Source organism: Pectinatus cerevisiiphilus, from assembly GCF_004341685.1.
GTDB classification, from domain to species: Bacteria; Bacillota; Negativicutes; order Selenomonadales; family Selenomonadaceae; genus Pectinatus; species Pectinatus cerevisiiphilus.
In genome coordinates this window covers 94,313-114,277 of record NZ_SMAA01000005.1, presented here as the reverse complement: position 1 = coordinate 114,277, position 19,965 = coordinate 94,313, and the positions used below count along the sequence as shown (strand labels likewise).

Below are 19,965 nucleotides of genomic sequence, written 5' to 3'. Positions count from 1 at the left end.
GCTTTAAATAATTTTCATAAAAGAAAATTGTTCAAAACATCTTTGTTTTGTCAGGCATTTTAATATTGGGAATAGTATTTATATGTATTTAACAGACGCGATATTTTATTGTAAATCCGCTGTGAGTATAGGATAATCTCTATATTTATTATAGAGTCAAGAAAAAAATAAAATTATTTTTGGTACATTAGAATATAAATACCGCAACTAACGGCAACAAGGCCAATAAGGTCAGCACTGTTGATAAGTTCGTCTAAAATAAGGTTACCAAAAATGAGACCAGTAAAAGGTGTAACATTATTAAATACGGCTCCTTTTGTGCCTACCATATTAATACCTTTATTCCAAGCTAACATAGCTAAAACACCACTAAAAATGACAACGAATACATAAGCAAAAAGTGAATTCATATTTGGGATGACTAAGTTTAGTCCGCCCATATTCAAAATATATGGAATGAGTGTGATAATACCAATAAAATTGGATAGTGTAGTGACCTGTAAAATAGATAAATCTTTTAGAATGTAACGACTGGCTATAATGTAAGCAGACCAAGATAATTCATTAATAAAAAACAGGATATCACCTATATTAAAAGGTTCGGTCAGAAGTTGCAGCACAGCACCTTTAGTCAACATAAATAGTACGCCAAAAAAAGAGAGGAGAATACCACCCCACTGTAATAACGATAATCGTTCTTTTAGAAATATGCGAGCCATGCACGCAGTAATGGCCGGAACTGTTGCACCAAATAAAACACAGTGAAAGACGGGGGCATAGCGCAGCCCTTCATATTGTGAAATACTGCATATGGTTGTTCCTGTAAGACCCATTAAAAATAGAATACTCCATTTTTTTATTGATAACTTTGGCAATAAGGATACATTATATAATTTCATTAATATAATATAGAAAAATAACATGGCGGTGGAACGGAAAAAGATTATAGTAGCAGTAGAATATTGTAGAAGCAATATTTTTACAGCGATTGGTTGAAGCCCCCACAGAAAAGTGGCTAATACCAATGGAATGAATTTTCCTATATTGGTCAAAGCGTTATCATCCTCAATAAAAATAATATTATATAAAATGATTATAATGGCAAAGTTTCAGCAAACTTTTGGTATTTATCTGCTAGACGTAAAAATTTTTTCTTGTTATCTTGAGAATCATTAGGAAAGCCATGCCTATAACAAGCGGACAGGCGTAAATAATATTCGCGGCATGGTGATTTTTCTGCTGCCCGCAAAATTCTACCTAAACGCCATGCATACGCTTGCGTAAGTTCAATATGATCAGGATAAGGTTTTTCATATATAGAAAATAATTTTTCCATGGCAAATATAGCTCGTTCTTCACCCAGGTCATAGGCTTTGCGTAGATAAAAGACAGCATTTGCTATATCTTTAGCAAATATTTTTCCTTCAAGAAAAAATAGACCTTGTTCATAAAGAGCTGACTCAATTTTTTCTGAACAGGTTGCAAATAAGGACCACGCGTGTTCTTCATCTTTAATGGTTCCATAACCATAACAAAAACACATCCCCCGATAATAACAATGACGTGCTTCTTTTTCGTTAGTCTTTTCAAGTAGCAGTTTGAAATATTTAGTGGCATTTTCTTTATTGACAGGAGTTCCATATCCATGCAGAACACAGTATGCTAACTGGAAGAGGGCACCAACTTCATCTTCGGCAGCATATTTATAGGCTGTTAAAGCTTCACGAAAGTCGTATAAACGATAACAATATTCACCATAAAGGAAAAATTCAACAGCTGTTTTAGGTGGATTTGCTTGCCAATAAAGGGTAGCGTTTATTCCTTTTTTATGTTCATTGTCTGTATAACAACTCATATTGCACTCCCTAAAAACCCTTATCAGCACATGGACCAGAACTGCATAAGGGACAACCCTGTTGGTCATCTCTTATGTTTTTTCCGTCGAGATAAGCATTGCAGCGAAATCTATCAAATCGTTCTGTTGTTAAGGCACCACTGGGACATTTTTCTGCACAAACACGGCATTTTCCGTTTTTGTAATAAAGACAATAAGAAGAAACTGGACGTGAAGTGGGAGGAATCTTAGCATTTATAACAACACTGCCAAGCCTGCCTGCACTGCCAAGCCGTGTGATTAAAAGATGATTAAGGCCGAAGGTGCCAATTCCGGCAATCACTGCAGAAGCTTTATGGGCCCAATGACCTGTAAGGGAGATAAGATCAAAATTTTCTGTTGGCGGATCCATTGCACCTTTTATGTTAAAAGTGGCCATTTTTTTGATTATATTTTTACCTATTTTATCGAGCAGTTTATTGGTAGCATCGTAATACTGTGACCATATAGGAACTGTGTGCTGATCTTGGCGAATGGCGCGAATTAATGTTTCTGGAAACGGAATAAAGTAAACAATGACAGTTTTTGCATCGGGCAGCATTTCTTGCGGATGAAATTGTTTAGCACCAATCTTTTCATCTAATGTGTTGTATAAAGGATCGTTGGCATCCGCATAACCAATGATCGGTTCCCGGTATTCAAGCGGATTAGCTGCTACTTCAGTACAGATCATTTTCTCTATTATAGATGATAATTCTTCCATAAACAGCACTCCTGTGTAATATTAATCGTCAAAAACGCTTAAAGCTTGGGTAAAATCAGCTATTAGATCATCGGCATCTTCTATGCCTGTAGATATACGCATGAGGCCGTAAGATATCCCCATTTTTTTTAGTTCATCTTTGGGAACGTGATAATGCGAAGAATGAAGTGGATGTGATAATGTGGTGCGTATACCACCTAATGTTGGGGCATAATGAGCTATATGAAGACGATTCATAAAAGCATTTATTTTGGAGTGATCGTTTGGCATCTCAAAACTGAGCATACCTGTCATAGTATATTTGTCCTTAAAAAGTTTGTCTGCCAGTTCTTTTTGCGGAAAATTATCCAAAGCTGGATGGTTGACGTGAAGTATTTTAGGATGTTTTGCTAAAGTATTTGCTAAAAGAGCGGCATTTTTCATTTGTTTGCGAACACGTAAATCAAGGGTGTGTATACCACGATAGACTAACCATGTGGCAAAAGGACTGCCAGAAGTTCCAGTTAACATGCGTATGGAATGTATCGTGTCAAATAGGTTGTCATCTTTTACAGTAATGGAACCGAGCAAGGCGTCACTGTGACCATTTATAAATTTTGTGAGGCTGTTTATGACTATATCAGCACCGAGAGATAGTGGCTTTATTGCTATGGGGGTAGTAAAGGTATTGTCAACCATCATTAAAGCATGTTTTTCATGGGCAATGTCTGCTAGTGCGGCAATGTCAGCAAGTCTGTCAGTCGGGTTAGACGCAACTTCCGTATAAACGATGCGCGTATTATCCTTTATTGCTTTTTTCACTGCTGTAAGGTCGGAAAAATCAACGTAGTCAACATCAACATGCATCTTTTTTAGGAAAATATTGATGGCATCAAATGTTTCTCCATATATATTTTCATTGACGAGAAAATGATCACCAGGATTTAGAAGAGCAAAATAGGTCGTCGTGATTGCGGCCATACCAGAAGAACAGATAAGTGTGCGTTTACCTTTTTCTAGAAATGAAATCAGGTCACCTAATGACCGGCGGTTCGGGTTTCTGGTGCGAATATAGGTATAACCTTTTTGGTCATAAGTTTTTTGTACATCGTCAAGGTCCCCCATATTGAATGCTGTAGTTACATAAATAGGAGCGGCTTCTGGTTTTAAAAGTTGTGAGTAATCTTCACCTTGGTATAAAATTTCGGTAGCTTCGGAAAAGTTTATAGGATCTTTCATGTTACATCCTCCTTAGTCGAATGTGGAATTAACAGCCTGTGTAGAAAATATAAATTCGCTTAGGCATAAGCTAAGTCTAAAGTCTATAACGGCTATAAAGTCAAGCTCGTTTTTATATATTTATGCAAAAAACCTCAAACAATGATTTCGCAAGAAAACGAATATCGTGTCTGAGGTATATAGATGAAGGAGTATGTTATCGTATCAGTGTCTGAATTTCATATGGACAGTAATGGTATTCTACAAGGCTGTCTTCGTATTCGTTAGCAATAGAAAAGGAAGGCGCAGGATGTTCTGAAAAGAATTTTTTTATTAAATCAGTTTTCATGTTGGTGCGTTTAGTAACCCATAAACATAGATAAAGGCCAGCGGGTAGATGTAAATATTTGTCATTAGTGACATCTGTTGGTTTATCCTTGAGATAAGTGAAATACTTTTGCGGTGTAAATTCACCTTGTAAAAAATCGTGAAAATCTATTATATAACCATATTGGCGTCGATATGGTATATTAGCTTTGTTTTTTAGTTTGGCTAGACGCGTTTCTACACTTTCTATTGTATCTTGGCTAAGATAGTCAACATACATTAGGTGGCGTGTTTCAAAGTGTAGTATATATGGAACATTTTCTATACGATAATGGTTAAGGTATTGGAAGTAGTTAATATACCAGTCAATGTCTTCGTAACGATCGACCATTTCCTTGAGTTCCCAAATCAATTTTTTCTTTTGTGCCTCAAGGTGGACAAGTAGTTTGTCTGGTTTTCCATTTTGCAGAATTTCTGCTATTTCTGCGAGTGACATACCAAGTGAACGCAGATATTTGATACGGTCGATATAGTGAAATTGTTTAAACGAATAATAACGATAGCCTGTTTCAAGGTCTATATGTTGTGGCATGACAAGTTTCATATTGGTATAGTTACGTAGTGTCTGCACAGAAATTCCCATGATTTTAGCGGTGTCACCTATGGAATAAAGTTCCTGCATTTAAATAACATCCTTTCGGGAAATTGAAACTCCATATACCTGTATAAATAAAAAGCATTTTCCAACAAACATACTGCCTCAATGCAGCAACAATGCACCGGCAACAGCAGAGACAAGTAAAATAAGATTGACTGATACTCGTTTAGTGGCAGCAAGGGCAGCACTTATAACTGCAATGAGGAGTAATATAACATCAGGGCTGCGGTTGAAAAATATGTTTGCCAATACGACAATACTGAACGTGGAAACGACGAGCACCATGCCATCTAATACACCTTGTGTTGAAGGGGCGTATCTTACACGGGCATAAAATTTTCTGACGAGAAGAATAAAAAATGGCGGTAAGATCAAGGCGATAGCACCTAATATTGCGCCTATCAATCCACCAGATAAGTTCGTAAGGCTTACTACCCATAAACCATTTGGTCCGGGAGCAATCTGACCGATGGCGATAGCTTCAGCAAATTGTTTTTCAGTTGCCCAGCCATTAGCCAGAAAATCGGTATGCAGTGAAGGCAGGGGGCCAAATCCGCCGGTAGAAAATAATACTGCTTTTAGAACTGTTAAAAAAAATAAGCACCAATAGATCATTTGGGTAACCTCGGCTTCTTTTTTATGATGAATTTATAAATGAATATTCCGGCACAACTACCGATTAGGTAGAGAAGAATGACGGAAAAATTGAAAACACGATAGAGAATGGCAGTGATCACGATAATGAGCAGAAAAGAAAATAACGGCAGGAGGCCTTCCTGTTTACCATGACGCAGGATAGGCCTTATATTGCGCCAATTGGTAATAATAGAAATACCAAAAATAGAGGCGAACGCAGCTTTCAAAGCATTTTGCACGACCGGATATTGATTTACGCTTAAATATGCGGCAGATAAAGCCAACGTTATTGTAGCACTGGGAATGACTAAACCTAATACAGATAAAACACTGCCGCGAAAACCGGCAAGTTTTCTGCCAATCAGAATGGTATAAGCCAAAGTATTTATACCGGGAGTGATTTGGCCGATACCAATAATTGTTGTGTATTCTTCTTCAGTTATCCAGCGGTATTCATAAATAAATTTATCCTGTATTAAAAACTGCGTTATGGCACCGCCGCCAAATGAGGTGATGCCAATAATGAACCAGATATAGAAAAGTTTTTTCAGAGAAAATGTAAGAGCTTTGTTGCTGGTTTCCATGTAAATATCCTTTAGTGAATTAAGCTGTCACCAGACCTAGCGGTGATGACAGCTGATTGTTAATGGGGAATTATTTATTAATCGAAAAACATTAATATTACGCCGCCGAGTACAGGCATTGCTACCATAAAAAAACGCAGTACGGGAATAGGCACCATACGTGTAAATTTTGCACCGATGAAGGCACCGACCATCAGACCGAGTAGCGTTTCGAGAAAGAGAACAAAATCAATATGTCCGGAAAGAATATAGCCCAAACCACCGAAAGCTGAAATAGGGATAATGATCATCATCGTTGTGCCAACGGCTTTATAAAGCGGCATACCGAATATCAATAACATACTAAGCTGGATGAAGGCTGCTGCACCGATACCAAAAGCTCCTGATAAAAAACCGTTTACTATGCCTGTGATAAGTGCAGTGATCCAAAAACGCGGGCCAACTAAGACTGAAGGTTTTATATGTAGCGCTTTAGACATTAGCTGAGAGTGGAAAAGCCTTATGTATAGAAGTAATGCAGAAAGCAGCATCATTATTGCTGTAGCTGATTTCAACCCAGCAGAAGAAATATAATTGGATGTATTAGCGCCGAGGAAAGCACCTGCAGCGCCGCCTATACCCATGGCACAGCCTATTTTTAAATCCACATTACCTTCACGTAAATGACTTAAGGCTCCCGATAAAGTGGTAAACATCATTGTACCGAGAGCTATACCGAGAGCAGTATGGATTTTTACATCGAAGCCGACTGTCAACAGTGTAATTGCTACACCGGCACCACCAGCACCAACAAAACCTATTATCAGCCCTAAAACGAGCATGGCTGCAAATAATAACATGAAATCACCTCGTTAATATAAGATCATAATATTCAATGGATAGAATCTTTGCCAACGTCAACCCAGCCGGCAGCTTGGGAATATTTTTCTAAGTCTGTTACCGTGAGTTCAATTGCGCTGTTGGTACTGCCGCAAGCAGGAAATACAGTGGAAAAACGTTTAAGGGATTCATCCAAGTATATTTTTAATCCTTCTCTTGTGGCAAACGGGCACACACCGCCAATAGGATGGCCAGTCAGTCTTTCAACTTCATCAGCCTTGAGCATAGCGGCTTTTTTACCAAAAGTTTGTTTGTATTTATGGTTATCAATTTTTTTATCACCGGCGACAACAATTAATATTGCTTCGTCGTTTAATTTCAAAGATAAGGTTTTGGCTATACGTGCTTCTTCGCAGTTTAATGCTTTAGCGGCTTCAGGAACGGTTGCGCTGGAAATAGGGAGTTCCATGATAGCATTTTCCATACCAAATCGAGAAAAATAAGATTTTACTTTATCAATAGACATTTTTAACATCACCTTATAATAATATGTTAATAATTATAGTGCAAAAATGTTTAGACGTAAAGATTATGTAAATGTTATTATAAGGTAGATAAATGCTAAAGTGTAGGCGGTTATGTTATAATAAATGGCGTGTTGTAACGCGTTTGTAAGGAGGAATTTAAGTACATGGCTGATGAGAGAATTATTGTGGCACTTGATGTGCGGACGTTGGCTGAAGCAAAAGCTTTAGTAGATCAACTGGGAGACAGTATTATTTTTTATAAAGTGGGCATGGAACTTTTTTATGCAGTCGGGCCACAGATAATAACATATTTGAAGAGCAAAAAGAAAAAGATATTTCTTGATTTAAAATTGCATGATATACCGAATACGGTGGCTGAAGGACTTATTTCACTGATGAAACTGGGTGTGGATATCTTTAATGTGCATGCTTCGGGCGGTTTTACAATGTTGAATAGGGCGGCACAGCGAGTCAAGGAAGAAGCGGCTAAAATGGGAATAGAACCGCCCAAGCTCATTGCGATAACAGTGCTTACCAGTGTGAATGCGGATGATTGGGCAAAGCTTGGGATGCAGATGCCGCTAGAGGAACAAGTAGTGCGGTTGGCTAAGATGGTTAAAGAAGCTGGACTTGACGGTGTCGTTGCTTCGCCTAAAGAAGCTGCAAAGATACGCCAAGCCTGTGGGAAAGATTTTATGATTGTCACGCCTGGAGTAAGACCTGCGGGTGCATCCGCAGATGATCAGAGCCGCATCGCGACTCCGGCACAGGCATTGCGAAATGGGGCAAGTCAGTTGGTCATTGGTCGGCCTATTTACAAGGCAGATGATCCACGTGCGGCTGCCAAAAAAATACTGGCAGAAATAGCTGTCGTAGATTGATGAGGAGAATTTTATGATAATATTAGCATCAGCATCACCACGGCGCAGAGAATTATTGGAACAGATCGGCTGCAAATTTATTTTTGAACCATCATCGGCAAAGGAAGTAAAACATGGTCTGCCGGCAGAGGTGGTAAAGGAAAATGCTTTGCTGAAGGCAAAGCAGATAGCGGCGAAACATCAAGATACTTGGGTTATAGGTGCAGATACAGTCGTGGTGTTGGGAAAGGAAATATACGGGAAACCAATTGATGCAGCTGATGCGGGTACTATGTTAAAGAAATTGTCCGGTAAGGTACATCAGGTATATACTGGAATTGCGCTTGTTTATAATGATAAAATTTGGCAGGCTTTTTCTACTACAGAAGTAGAAATGGCAGACTTATCACAGAAAGAAATAGAAAGATATACAGCCACCGGAGAGCCTTTGGATAAAGCTGGTTCATATGCAGTACAAGGCAAAAGCGCAATTTTTATAAAGAAAATAGATGGCTCATATTCAAATGTAGTAGGTTTGCCATTACATCAATTATATGAACTTTGTAAAAGGGCAGGCTGCAAGCTAATAGAATAAAAAATATATTTGCAGTAAATCATTGACAATTATAAAAAGGGAAAGTATATTTGTTATTGTAACTGAATATTGTCGAACAGGTGTCGTAAGACTTAATAGAGAAGCCGGTAAAAACCGGCACGGTCCCGCCACTGTAAGGGGAGTCTATCGCAAAATGTCACTGGTTTTACTGGGAAGACGCGATAAGGTAATGAACCTAAGTCAGGAGAACTGCCTGTTTAAAAATCACCATTATTACCTGCGAGCGATAGGGAGGGGATTATCTTAGTCATTTTATAGATAAAAGCCATTTCTTTTCAGAAGGGGCTTATTTTTTTTGTAATTTTTCAGGGAGATGACAAATGTGCAGTATTGGTATAAGATTCATCGATGGATAAGTTTGCTTTGTGTCGTATTCTTTTTGCTGCTCTGTATTACAGGGCTGCCGCTTTTGTTTAAGATGGAAATACATGATTATAATATGGTACAGGAGAATATGCAGCATGCTTCACTTAATTATTCTTCCGTTTGGCAACATGTAGAAGATGGTGAAAATACTATACTGACAAATTATCCGAATAAAGTTGTAAAAGCAATTTCAGTGCAACCGGATGATGGCCGTATTCTCTACCGTATCCAGGATAAGGATAGTAAAAAAATTGTGGATGCACGTTTGAGTATGGGTGGCGAGCAAGTTGCGTATTATCCTGATGATAATACTTTGCAGAATTGGCACAGAGAAGTTGTGAAGTCTCCATTTGTTGCTAAATTTATGCATATAATGCATCTATTACATATGTATATGGGACTTGGCAAGGGCGGCATGGTATTTTTGGGTTTTATGTGTTTGCTGAGTTTCGTATCAGTCGTATCAGGAATATTCATTTATGAACCATTTATGAAGAAAACTAGATTTGCTGAGATTTCCCATACTTCATCAGCGGCAGGCTGGTTTGGCTGGCACAAATTTTTAGGCATAGCCACGGCCGCATGGGCAGCCCTTTTGTGTTTTAGTGGTGTGATGATCGTCGTATTTTCTCTTGGTTATGGCAGTTATATAAGCAATGTAAAGGCAGCGGCATCACAAAATATGTCTCCCCAGATAAATGCCGAACACGTTAGCTTACCAGAGGCAATCAGTTTTATAAACCAGCAGTTCAATAAAAAGTATATTTTATCAATTGATATGCCGGATAAAAGATTAAACCGTTCCCGCTATGTTTTTTATTTGACACCGGCTCAAGACAGGCCAACGGAATTTATGGGACAATTGGTATTTGTTGGTGCTGATGGGCAGGGCAGTATGCAGTATTATACTGAACCATTGCCAGCTTATCTCTCCTTTGCAGCGGCTTCCCTGGATTTACATATTCATAACCATGATACAATTACACTTAAAATTATATGGGCTGTTTTGGATATAATAACAATTGTTGTTATTGTAACGGGGTTCGTGGGCTGGTGGAAACGGTCAGCAAATGTAAAAAGGAATAACAGTAATGGTTATTTTCCTGTAGAAGCTTTGCCAGCTAAAAGTATTTGGCAGATACCAGTTTTGGTATTTGTGCTGAGTGTAGCTGGTATGGTATTTCCCTTATATGGCACAAACGGCGAGCTCGTTGGGGCGGTAATGTTGTTTGCCGCAATAATAATATGCCTTTGGTATTGGTATAAGCGAAAATAAACTATAGCTAACCTACTTAGATACGAAGTATTTATTGGCGGGCATGACAAAAATATTGCTGAATGATATAATAGCGTAAATGAAAAGTAGGAGAGATAAAATATGACTGAACAGGAAGTAAAGAATTTACTTTTAAAAACAAACGCTATAATGAAGGGGCATTTTTTACTGACCTCTGGGTTGCACAGCCCCATGTATGTGGAAAAATTCAATGTGTTGCAGCATCCTGAATATACGGAAGCACTTTGTAAGGAACTGGCCGCCAGGTTTGCTGATAAACAGATCCAAACTGTGGTAGGACCGATGACAGGCGGTATTTTATTGGCTCATGAAGTTGGTAAAGCACTTGGTACGCGCGCAATTTTTACGGAACGCGTAAATGGCAAGATGGCTTTTCGGCGTGGGTTCTCTTTGGCAGCAGGGGAACGTGTCCTGATTGTTGAAGATATAGTTACTACCGGTGGATCTGTCAAAGAAGTTATTGATGTTGTCCGGAGTGAAGGTGCCATACCTGTCGGTGTCGGTTTATTGGTTGATAGAAGCGGCGGCAAAGCTGATTTTGGTGATGTACCACACGAAGCACTTTTGAAACTGAATGTTACTACATATAAACAGGAAGATTGTCCACTTTGCAAAGATAATGTGCCAATGACAAAACGTGGTCGTACCGGTAAATAAGTTTACAGCGGTGATAATATGAAGGCGGCAACAAAAGAAAAGATAATGGCGCAGATCGAAACATGGGAGTACATGAAGACGCTGCCTAAACAAATACACGGGTTTGATTACGTGCTGCTTATGCAGGAAAAAGGTGATGTACTGGATCTTTACCGTTATGAAAATAAAGAAACGCATCGCAGCGTGACGGTATATTATCATGAAGAAACAAATGAGTACAAATTGCGTATGCGGATTGGGCTCACAGAATTTTGCGTGATAGAATATATTTATGCGGATCTTGCAGCTTTTCAAAAGATACTTCAGGAAAGGTGTGACGATTTGCTGGCTGATATGCAGACTTTTAATCCCAAACATATAACTTCTATTGTGCATGATAAAAAAATTATGCAATGGGATTATAAAAAAATGCTGCCGGAAACGTTCGCCGGTTTTAAGTTGTTCATAACACCCGACCAACCGGTACGCGTCATAAATGGTTCATACATTATTTTTGATTACAGCGATTTTACCAATAAGAGTAATTTTATAATTTATTACAATGTTTTTCGTGATGAATTTTTTGGGGAAAGTAGAGTATTTGACATTCCGGAAGTCAGTTATGATTTTGATTCCCACGAATTGCAAGAGCTTGTTAATAAACTTGAAGTAAAGCTTTTTCCGCATTTACAAAAGATACGGACGAGAGTTAATGCAGGAAAATAAAAGCCGCTCTGCCTAAATATCAAAGGCAGGGCGGATTTTATTTTTATGGCAGAATGTTTAAGTAGTCTGTGGTTTTTTTATATTGCGGAAAATAATCATGGAACAGATAAGGGCAATACATGCTAAGGCAAATAATAAGAACAACGCATCCCTACTGCCGAGCATAGTAGCATAAGGCAATTGATCGGGGAATTGTTCTTGCGCGGCGGAGACAAGGGTCGTGACAACGGCAGTACCAACAGCACCAGCTAATTGTTGGATTGTCGTACAGACGGCGTTTCCGTCGGTGCTCAAGTTTTCGGGAAGCTGGCGCAGCCCATTGGTCATGGAAGTACCACTGCTGAAACCTTGGCCGATAGTAAAGATTATGTAAATAATAGTAAACTGCATAGTTGTAATCTGCTGGGCTAAAATGCTATAGAGAAAGGCAGCTACGATAATGCAGATATTGCCTAATAGAATAGGTCTTTTTGCGCCGATACGGTCTAAAAGACGGCCGCTAAAAGGGGGAATAAAGGCACCGACAATACAACCGGGTAATAGCAAAAGGCCGGCAACCAGTGCTTTTTGACCAGAGACAAGTTGGGAATAATTGGGAATTAGAAAGCCAAGACCGAGGCAGATGAATTGTACAATACCAATGACGATAACACTTAGTGTAAATGTTTTTATGCGAAAAACAGACGGATGGAAAATGGGATTTTTCTTTCGACTGGCGGATTTGTAGAAAATAATGAAAGTGAGGATGCAGATAAAAAATTCACTTAATATGAGAGGATTGTGCCAGCCGAGCGTGCCGACGCTGCTTGTGGCAAAAATAAGACTGCTAAAACTTATCGCTAAAAGTATAAAGCTAGGCCAATCAAAGGGAATTTGCACTGGCTTTACGATGGTACGGATTGAAAAGATACCGATAAGCAGCGAGATTATTAGTAATGGCAGCAAGGAAATGAAGATCATCCGCCAGCCCCAATAATTAATGACAAAACCACCGAAAGAAGGACCCACTGCCGGTGAAACCGCGAGAATGAGAGTAGCAACTCCCATCATTGTTCCCATATGAGAAAAGGGTACTTGTTCCAAAACAATGTTAAACATAAGCGGCAGGGCGATCCCCGCACCAAAACCCTGTAGGATTCTGCCAGAAAGCAGCAGTGAGAAAGATGGGGCACAGGCATCGAGAATAGTACCGGCAAGAAAGAAAATTGCCGCTGTCACAAACAAGGACTTTGTCGAGAACCTCTTTTTCAAAAAGGATGAGGCAGGGATAATAATGGAAAGAATCAATAAATATCCGGTGGTTATCCACTGTACTGTCGACGTGTCCACTTGAAATTCTTTCATAAGTGTAGGAAAAGTAACATTCATGGCCGTTTCAATGACTACTCCTGCAAAAGCCATAATACCTGTGGCAACAATCGCCATAATCAATTTAAAATCAATTTTCCGTTCGTAATTTTCCATATAAAAATCCTCCGATGGTACAAAATCAAAGAATAATAAAAACAGCCCTGGATAGCTTTCCAAAGCTGTTTGGCGATATGTAGCAAAAATGTGGGGTTATTTATTCAATGGTATTTAAAGTGTTCAGAACTTTTTTGGCGATTCCGTGCATTTTATTAATAGGGACAGAGCAGACGGCAATGCGCACACCCGCTTTGAGTGGAACGGCAAAAATCAAATCATCGTGCATTTTATCACATACTGCGGTAGCATTTTTAGCAGGAATAGAAAGAAAGAAACCTGCTTTATACGGCAAAGCTTTTAGGCCACATTCCTGAGCTTCTTCCATAAAGATTGCACCGCGGCGGCGAATCATCTGATAAAGTGCATCACGTTCTATTTCAAATTGTTTTTGTAAAGTCTTATCCTTATTTATGGCAACAAGCAATGCCATGGCACCGTGGTTTACGTTAGACCAGGTAGCCCGGCTTGTGTATTTATTGATATTGGCAAATTCAGTAATAACTTCTTTAGAGGAGGACAACCCGATCATTGATCCGCAACGCTGTCCGTAAACAGTATAACCCTTAGACATACTGAACGTAAATATAGTAAGAATATTATCTGGCAGATTGGAGAACTGTTGCATGAATTTGCGGGTTTCATTTTTTTCGCCAGCAAAATCAATGTAAGCAATATCGACCATTATGGTTATTTTTTTACCGGGTATCTTTGCGTGTTTGCGGCAGACAGCAAGGACATCAGACCATTCACTTTCACTTAAGCTGTAGCCTGTAGGATTATGTGCTGGAGCGTTGATGATGATTAGCAGTGAGTCCTGTTTAGCGATAAGTTCATCCACTTTAGCAGAAAACGCGTTTATGTTAAAATGAAGCTTTTCATCAAAAAGAGGATAGGTAACAAGTTTTCTGCCTGCTTCATGGCATAGCATGTTATATGTTCCCCAGAACCAATTGGAAGTTAAAACACTATCACCCATTTCGGTATAGTTCCAGATTGTATGGTGAATACCACCTGTACCACCGGCAGTAGCCACGGCAGCAGTATACCCATCAGGCCTATGGTCGCCAAATGTGAGCGCAGTGGTCATATCCAGATATTCAGGAACACCGGAGATAGGTGCATAAGAAATAAGATCATTTATGGGTAATGTACGCAGAACTTTTTCTACGATAGGGATGCAAGCCAGATGTCCGTTATCATCCATAATAGCACCAATTGTCGCGTTGGTTACTTTTTCACTGCCATATTTACTGACAGCTTCCCGGCAAGCAGCACTTGCCCCGAAGATGACATCCTTTGCTACTTTTCCCACTGAATGAGAAGCGGCCATACTTGAAGTCAAAATAATTCCCCCTAAAAATTTAGTCAATGAATATTATCATGAAATTATAAACTTCTGTATAAGTTGTAGATATCCTGCCAAAATGAAAGAGTATTCTTGTATACTTTTATATTTTTGAAAATATAAAAGTATACAAGAAGATTAGTTTTCTTAAAATTACTGTTCATTTGGATAAAAAAGTAAATATGGATTGGAACCGGCAAAGCTTATAAAACAGAGCGTTAGATACTATTTAGGCACTGCGTAAATTCTAATATTATGCTATAATTAGTGGACTAAGATTCCTTAATATAAGTAGGGATAGGTGCATTATAATGAAAGAAAAAAATTTTTTAATATATACAAATGATCCTATACAGACAAAACATTTAGGAGCCTTTTTGGGAAAAGTAGGGCATGAGGGAATAGTCATATGCCTGGAAGGTGATCTTGGTGCGGGAAAAACTACGCTCACACAAGGGTTGGCCGCATCTTTACATTGCGGCAGCGCATCTAGTCCAACGTTTAATCTGATGAATATATACGAAGGCGATGTGCCCATTTACCATTTTGACTTGTACCGTCTTAATTCGGAAGATGATTTATATGAGATTGGTTTTTATGAATACGTACAGGAAGACGGTGAAATAATTATCATTGAATGGCCGGACAGATTTCCATCTTCCATACCGGAAGATAATTTATATATAAAAATTTATGAGCAGGAAAATAACAGACGGAAAATAACGGTAACTTTGAATGGAACAAAATACCAAAACCAGTATGAGGAGTTGAAAAAGTTATGCCAGTCCTTGCAATAGATACAGCAACAATGGTTTCCAGTGCTGCTGTAGCAACGAAAGAAAGATTACTGTCAGAGGTTATTATGCAGCTGAAAAAACCTCAGTCGGAAGTATTGATGGATCATGTCATAGATGCATTGAGGACAGCCCATGTCACTAAAAATGAATTGACGGGAATTGCGGTTAATATAGGGCCGGGCTCATTTACGGGGCTTAGGATAGGTCTGGCCACAGCTAAGATGATGGCTTATGCATTGGATATACCGGTTGCAGGAGTAAGCACAGATGAAATCCTCGCATATCATTATCCTGTAGAAAATATATATTCAGCAACCTTTATTGATGCACAAAAGGGAAATGTTTATTTTTCTGTACATAAATGGGAAAAAGGTGTTTTGCAGACTGTGCGGGAATTATCTGTACTTGCGCTGGATAAAGCCATAGAAATATGTGAACATATGGACAAGCCGGTTGTTGCCATGGGCGATATAGCCCAACGCAAGGAACAGTTATTTGCCCAGTGTATTAATACCAAAGTAGCACCACCATATCATATTATGCCGCGTGCCGCAAATACCGCGTTTGCCGGAATAGATAAATTGGCGGCGGGTAAAACAGACAACCTTATGACGTTGGAACCGTTGTATATAAGGCGGTCAGAAGCTGAGGAGCTATGGGAAAAACGGCAGAAGGAACGACAAAATGATGGAAATAAGCTTTAGGAAAATGCGCCCTGATGATGCTGCTAATGTAGAAAAGGTAGAAAAAGCGTGTTTTTCTATGCCGTGGTCAAGACAATCCTTCTGGGAAGAAGCAGCAAAAAAAGAGGCTTGTTATTTGCTGGCTGTAAATACAGAAAATGGTAAAGAGCAGATAATCGGCTATGCAGGGATGTGGCTGGTTTTTGGTGAGGGGCAGATCACAAATGTTGCTTTATTACCAGAATACCAGGGTAAAGGGATAGCAAGTTTATTGCTTGAAAAAATAATTGATATAGCAAAAATGAAACATATTACCGCAGTAACATTGGAAGTTCGCCCAAGCAACGACAAGGCAATACGCCTGTATGAGAAGTTTGGTTTTAAAAGTGTTGGCAGGCGTCCGCATTATTATTTGGACAACAACGAAGATGCCGAGATAATGTGGTTGACCTTTTGAAAATATTATGAAATGGATGGAGATGATAAATAAATGCATCAGTATTTGTTTTACATAGGGGGCTTCCCTATACGCTCCTATGGTCTGGTTTTGTCGCTGAGCATTATTCTTGCTGTCGGGGTGGGTTATTTTTTAGCAAAGCAAGATGGAAGATGGCATGGATATATAGTCGATATGGGAATTTACTGCGGGATGGCTGGTATCGTGGGTGCCCGCTTGTGGGATGTTTTCTTCTTTGATTGGGATTACTATGGTAATCATATTACAGAAATATTTAATGTATGGCAGGGAGGAATGGCAATACAGGGAGGTGTTTTCCTAGGTACGATAGTGGGCATCATATATGCTAGAAAGCATAATATTGATGTACTGGCAATGGCTGATATTTTGGCACCGGCTATAATTTTGGGCCAGGCTATAGGGCGGTGCGCAAACCTGCTCAATGGTGATGCATTCGGCACACCTACAGGAACTGGTTATGGCATTGTCTATCCTGTTACTACTTTGGCACATCATGTATATGGGAACCAACCGCTTTGGCCGGCAGAGATTTGGGAAGGTCAGCTGGACATCGTTATTTTTGCTTTGTTGCTGATATTCCGATCTTTTAAACACGGCAGAGGACAAGCCTTTACACTTTATGTAATGTTGTATTCAGTAGTCCGCTTTTTCCTCGAGTTTTTACGCGGCGATTACAGCGAACTTGTTTTTGGTTTGTGCACATCAGCCCAGATGACGAGCGGTATAGCCTTTATACTTGCTTTGGCCGGATTTATTTATTGTGGATGGCGTGACAGAGATAAGAAAAACATCGTAGAGCCTGTGAAGCTAAAGAAGGCAAGCAGGAAAAAAGGAAAATGACTGGCAAGGGAGGCGAAGATATGAAATGTTTGAGACATAGTATAATATTTTTTGTAATGGTTACTCTTGTATTAACTTGCTCTCTAACTAAAGTTTTGGCGGCAGAACAGAATATCCGCGTTGGTTTGTGGACTAGGCAGTCAAGCATAATGGTATCGTCTGATAAGCTCTTTTTGATAAAGGACCCGGGAACTAATGATACGTTTGGGAAATATAACGCCGGTGATAAAGTCTTGATTACACAGAAAAATGGCCGGTTGTATATAAATAACCTTCCTGCTAAAAGTATGGTGCTATCTGTACAGCCGTCAGATGATGATGGCCGCACAGTGGTAAATAAAAAAACATATCGAGGTAGGATACTCATAAAAAAGATGACAGATGGTATCACGGTCATAAATGATCTGCCGCTTGAACAATATCTTTACAGTGTAGTAGCTACGGAAATGCCCGCTACGTGGCCTGTGGAAGCTTTGAAGGCACAGGCTGTGACAGCTAGGAGCTACGCTCTGTACAGCCTCAATCGTCACGAAAACGAAGGATTTGACGTCTGCGCTTTGGCTCATTGCCAGGCGTATGGTGGCAGCAATGTAGAAAATGATATAGTACAAAAAGCAGTAGATGATACGCGTGGACAGGTGCTGCTATATGCACATAAGCCTATTTTTGCCGCGTTCCATGCTAGTTCAGGTGGTAATACAGAAAATAGCGAGGATGTATGGGGAACATATCTTCCCTATCTGCGGGCGGTTAAGGATTATGACCAGAATTCACCTAATTATCATTGGTCTTTGCAAATGACTCCAGTTGAGTTAAGCGGAAAATTAAATCAATATGGTTATGATATAGGGACACTCCAGTCGGTGACATTGTCAGCTTTAAATAGTGGTGGACAGGTCGACAGAAGCAAAAATGGTGCCGTAAAAACAGTGGTGTTCAGTGGCGATAAGAATATTGCTAGATTAACGGGCAATGAAGTGCGTCGCGTCTTGGGGCTTAAAAGCACTAAATTTGCGATTGACGTAATCATACCTTCACCGAAAAAAATAAATGTGCCTATTGACCAATATTCCGGTTACAGTAAAGATATTGATGTCGAACTACCCGATTATAAGGTTCCCAAGATAAAGACCGGGGTAAACAATAACATCCATCCTATAACAAATCGCAGTGGAGAAGTTATCAAAATAGATGGGTATGGTTCGGGGCATAGGGTTGGCATGTCGCAATGGGGTGCGAAGACCCTTGCAGAACAAGGCTATGATTACCAAACAATTTTATATACTTATTATAGTGAAGTTTCTATAGGCAACTGGTATTGAAAAGCTGCGAGCTGTCAGGTTTTAGTTCGTTTACCACTTGTTGTCTAAGAGCGCATAGACTAGATAGAATTGCTTATTAAAAAGGAGATTTAAAGATTATTTATGTTATTGACAGATTTTGATTACGAGTTACCGGAAGAACTTATTGCCCAGACACCTTGTCCCGAACGGGATCATTCAAGGCTTATGGTGCTCAACAGAAAAGATGAATCTATAACACATGCACATTTTTTTGAATTAAAAAAATATCTAAAGGCCGGAGATACATTGGTCTTTAATAATACAAGAGTAATACCGGCAAGATTGATAGGCAGGCGTGACCAGACAGGGGGAAAAGTAGAAGTTTTCCTTTTGCGCAGACAAGAAGGCAACCAGTGGGAAGTATTGGTTAAACCGGGAAGAAAAGCCCGTGTCGGCAGCATAATAAACTTTGGCAGTAAACTTAGCTGTGAAATAAAAGAGAATACTGATTTCGGTGGAAGAATAGTTGAATTCTCTTATGAGGGTATTTGGGAAGAAGTACTTGACCGTCTGGGGCAAACCCCGCTTCCACCGTATATTCATGAAAAGCTTAAAGATAAAGAACGTTATCAGACTGTTTATGCTAAGGAAAATGGCTCAGCTGCCGCTCCTACTGCGGGTCTTCATTTTACGAAAGAACTTTTAGCTGAGTTGAAGGACATGGGCGTAAATTTGGAGTTTGTTACGCTGCATGTGGGACTAGGTACTTTTCGCCCTGTCAATGAAGATAACATTGAAGACCATGTCATGCATAAAGAGTATTTCCATATTGAAAAAGAAACCGCAGATAGGATTAATGCTGCTAGAGCACGTGGCAGCAGGATCATTGCAGTGGGTACTACCTCGATAAGAACATTGGAATCGGCTGCACGAGATGATGGCTTTCTGCCGGCTAAATGCGGTGAAACAGGAATATTCATTTATCCGGGGTATAAGTTCAAGATTGTCGATGGGATAATAACTAATTTTCATCTGCCAAAATCAACACTGATTATGCTTATAAGTGCATTTGCGGGACGAGAATATGTCTTGCGGGCATATAAAACAGCTGTACAGGAACGGTATAGATTTTTTAGTTTTGGTGATGCTATGTTGATCTTATAACAACATGGTTATCAAAATATTAAATGCCCTGTAACTAAAAAGTTACAGGGCATTATTATGGT

At 39.4% G+C, this 19,965-nt stretch carries 22 protein-coding genes and 1 riboswitch; of the genes, 11 read left to right on the top strand and 11 right to left on the bottom strand.

Annotation, left to right across the window (positions count from 1 at the left end; genetic code table 11):
- Positions 1 to 173 precede the first annotated feature (173 nt).
- From EDC37_RS04680 to EDC37_RS04640, 9 genes are all read right to left on the bottom strand, one after another.
- Entirely contained in the window at positions 174 to 1,052 is an 879-nt protein-coding gene (locus tag EDC37_RS04680) for a DMT family transporter (RefSeq protein ID WP_132548428.1), read from the bottom strand.
- A 41-nt stretch (positions 1,053 to 1,093) separates the two neighbouring features.
- Complete coding sequence (locus EDC37_RS04675; protein WP_165874456.1) at positions 1,094 to 1,855, bottom strand: tetratricopeptide repeat protein; 762 nt, start codon at positions 1,853 to 1,855, stop codon at positions 1,094 to 1,096.
- Between the two features lie 10 nt (positions 1,856 to 1,865).
- Entirely contained in the window at positions 1,866 to 2,597 is a 732-nt protein-coding gene (locus tag EDC37_RS04670; RefSeq protein ID WP_132548424.1) for an epoxyqueuosine reductase, read from the bottom strand.
- Positions 2,598 to 2,618: 21 nt separating this feature from the next.
- Positions 2,619 to 3,815: a trans-sulfuration enzyme family protein gene (locus tag EDC37_RS04665; RefSeq protein ID WP_132548422.1), complete on the bottom strand. Its 1,197-nt coding sequence runs from the start codon at positions 3,813 to 3,815 to the stop codon at positions 2,619 to 2,621.
- A gap of 196 nt (positions 3,816 to 4,011) precedes the next feature.
- Complete coding sequence (locus EDC37_RS04660; RefSeq protein WP_132548420.1) at positions 4,012 to 4,803, bottom strand: MerR family transcriptional regulator; 792 nt, start codon at positions 4,801 to 4,803, stop codon at positions 4,012 to 4,014.
- 78 nt (positions 4,804 to 4,881) lie between these two features.
- Positions 4,882 to 5,394, bottom strand: a complete 513-nt coding sequence (locus EDC37_RS04655; protein ID WP_231039954.1) for a chromate transporter — start codon at positions 5,392 to 5,394, stop codon at positions 4,882 to 4,884.
- Entirely contained in the window at positions 5,391 to 5,999 is a 609-nt protein-coding gene (locus EDC37_RS04650) for a chromate transporter (protein WP_132548418.1), read from the bottom strand. Before EDC37_RS04650 ends, EDC37_RS04655 begins: the two co-directional genes overlap by 4 nt.
- A gap of 77 nt (positions 6,000 to 6,076) precedes the next feature.
- On the bottom strand, positions 6,077 to 6,838 hold the full coding sequence (locus EDC37_RS04645) for a sulfite exporter TauE/SafE family protein (RefSeq protein ID WP_132548416.1): 762 nt from the start codon (positions 6,836 to 6,838) through the stop codon (positions 6,077 to 6,079).
- Positions 6,839 to 6,870: 32 nt separating this feature from the next.
- Positions 6,871 to 7,344 (bottom strand): YbaK/EbsC family protein, encoded by a 474-nt coding sequence (locus EDC37_RS04640; protein WP_132548414.1) that lies wholly within the window; start codon positions 7,342 to 7,344, stop codon positions 6,871 to 6,873.
- A 165-nt stretch (positions 7,345 to 7,509) separates the two neighbouring features.
- Between EDC37_RS04640 and pyrF the strand changes: the two genes are divergently transcribed.
- From pyrF to EDC37_RS04615, 5 genes are all read left to right on the top strand, one after another.
- Positions 7,510 to 8,226 carry an orotidine-5'-phosphate decarboxylase gene (gene pyrF, locus EDC37_RS04635; RefSeq protein ID WP_132548412.1) on the top strand — a complete coding sequence of 239 codons (717 nt, stop codon included), beginning with the start codon at positions 7,510 to 7,512 and terminating at the stop codon, positions 8,224 to 8,226.
- A 13-nt stretch (positions 8,227 to 8,239) separates the two neighbouring features.
- Positions 8,240 to 8,800 (top strand): Maf family protein, encoded by a 561-nt coding sequence (locus tag EDC37_RS04630; RefSeq protein ID WP_132548410.1) that lies wholly within the window; start codon positions 8,240 to 8,242, stop codon positions 8,798 to 8,800.
- Between the two features lie 61 nt (positions 8,801 to 8,861).
- A riboswitch (cobalamin riboswitch) is annotated at positions 8,862 to 9,032 on the top strand.
- Positions 9,033 to 9,143: 111 nt separating this feature from the next.
- Positions 9,144 to 10,463 carry a PepSY-associated TM helix domain-containing protein gene (locus EDC37_RS04625; protein WP_165874455.1) on the top strand — a complete coding sequence of 440 codons (1,320 nt, stop codon included), beginning with the start codon at positions 9,144 to 9,146 and terminating at the stop codon, positions 10,461 to 10,463.
- A 102-nt stretch (positions 10,464 to 10,565) separates the two neighbouring features.
- On the top strand, positions 10,566 to 11,141 hold the full coding sequence (gene pyrE / locus EDC37_RS04620; RefSeq protein ID WP_132548406.1) for an orotate phosphoribosyltransferase: 576 nt from the start codon (positions 10,566 to 10,568) through the stop codon (positions 11,139 to 11,141).
- Positions 11,142 to 11,159: 18 nt separating this feature from the next.
- A complete protein-coding gene (locus EDC37_RS04615; RefSeq protein ID WP_132548404.1) occupies positions 11,160 to 11,846 on the top strand; it encodes a hypothetical protein in 687 nt (228 codons plus the stop codon).
- A gap of 57 nt (positions 11,847 to 11,903) precedes the next feature.
- Here the strand turns inward: EDC37_RS04615 and EDC37_RS04610 are convergent, their stop codons facing one another.
- Both EDC37_RS04610 and EDC37_RS04605 read right to left on the bottom strand, forming a co-directional pair.
- Positions 11,904 to 13,310: a DHA2 family efflux MFS transporter permease subunit gene (locus tag EDC37_RS04610; protein WP_132548402.1), complete on the bottom strand. Its 1,407-nt coding sequence runs from the start codon at positions 13,308 to 13,310 to the stop codon at positions 11,904 to 11,906.
- A 100-nt stretch (positions 13,311 to 13,410) separates the two neighbouring features.
- Entirely contained in the window at positions 13,411 to 14,655 is a 1,245-nt protein-coding gene (locus tag EDC37_RS04605) for a pyridoxal phosphate-dependent aminotransferase (protein ID WP_132548400.1), read from the bottom strand.
- A 314-nt stretch (positions 14,656 to 14,969) separates the two neighbouring features.
- Here EDC37_RS04605 and tsaE point away from each other — a divergent pair, with 314 nt between their 5' ends.
- The 6 genes from tsaE (at position 14,970) to queA (ending at position 19,903) form a co-directional block, all read left to right on the top strand.
- Positions 14,970 to 15,455 (top strand): tRNA (adenosine(37)-N6)-threonylcarbamoyltransferase complex ATPase subunit type 1 TsaE, encoded by a 486-nt coding sequence (gene tsaE / locus EDC37_RS04600; protein WP_132548398.1) that lies wholly within the window; start codon positions 14,970 to 14,972, stop codon positions 15,453 to 15,455.
- A complete protein-coding gene (tsaB, locus tag EDC37_RS04595) occupies positions 15,437 to 16,159 on the top strand; it encodes a tRNA (adenosine(37)-N6)-threonylcarbamoyltransferase complex dimerization subunit type 1 TsaB (RefSeq protein WP_132548396.1) in 723 nt (240 codons plus the stop codon). Before tsaE ends, tsaB begins: the two co-directional genes overlap by 19 nt.
- Positions 16,140 to 16,595: a ribosomal protein S18-alanine N-acetyltransferase gene (gene rimI / locus EDC37_RS04590; protein WP_330998868.1), complete on the top strand. Its 456-nt coding sequence runs from the start codon at positions 16,140 to 16,142 to the stop codon at positions 16,593 to 16,595. The genes tsaB and rimI overlap by 20 nt, the downstream gene beginning before the upstream one ends.
- Before the next feature lie 33 nt (positions 16,596 to 16,628).
- Positions 16,629 to 17,456, top strand: coding sequence for a prolipoprotein diacylglyceryl transferase (gene lgt, locus EDC37_RS04585; RefSeq protein WP_132548394.1), 828 nt, complete (start codon positions 16,629 to 16,631; stop codon positions 17,454 to 17,456).
- A 20-nt stretch (positions 17,457 to 17,476) separates the two neighbouring features.
- Positions 17,477 to 18,778 carry a SpoIID/LytB domain-containing protein gene (locus EDC37_RS04580; protein ID WP_165874454.1) on the top strand — a complete coding sequence of 434 codons (1,302 nt, stop codon included), beginning with the start codon at positions 17,477 to 17,479 and terminating at the stop codon, positions 18,776 to 18,778.
- A gap of 102 nt (positions 18,779 to 18,880) precedes the next feature.
- A complete protein-coding gene (gene queA / locus EDC37_RS04575; protein WP_132548390.1) occupies positions 18,881 to 19,903 on the top strand; it encodes a tRNA preQ1(34) S-adenosylmethionine ribosyltransferase-isomerase QueA in 1,023 nt (340 codons plus the stop codon).
- The last annotated feature ends 62 nt before the right edge of the window (positions 19,904 to 19,965 follow it).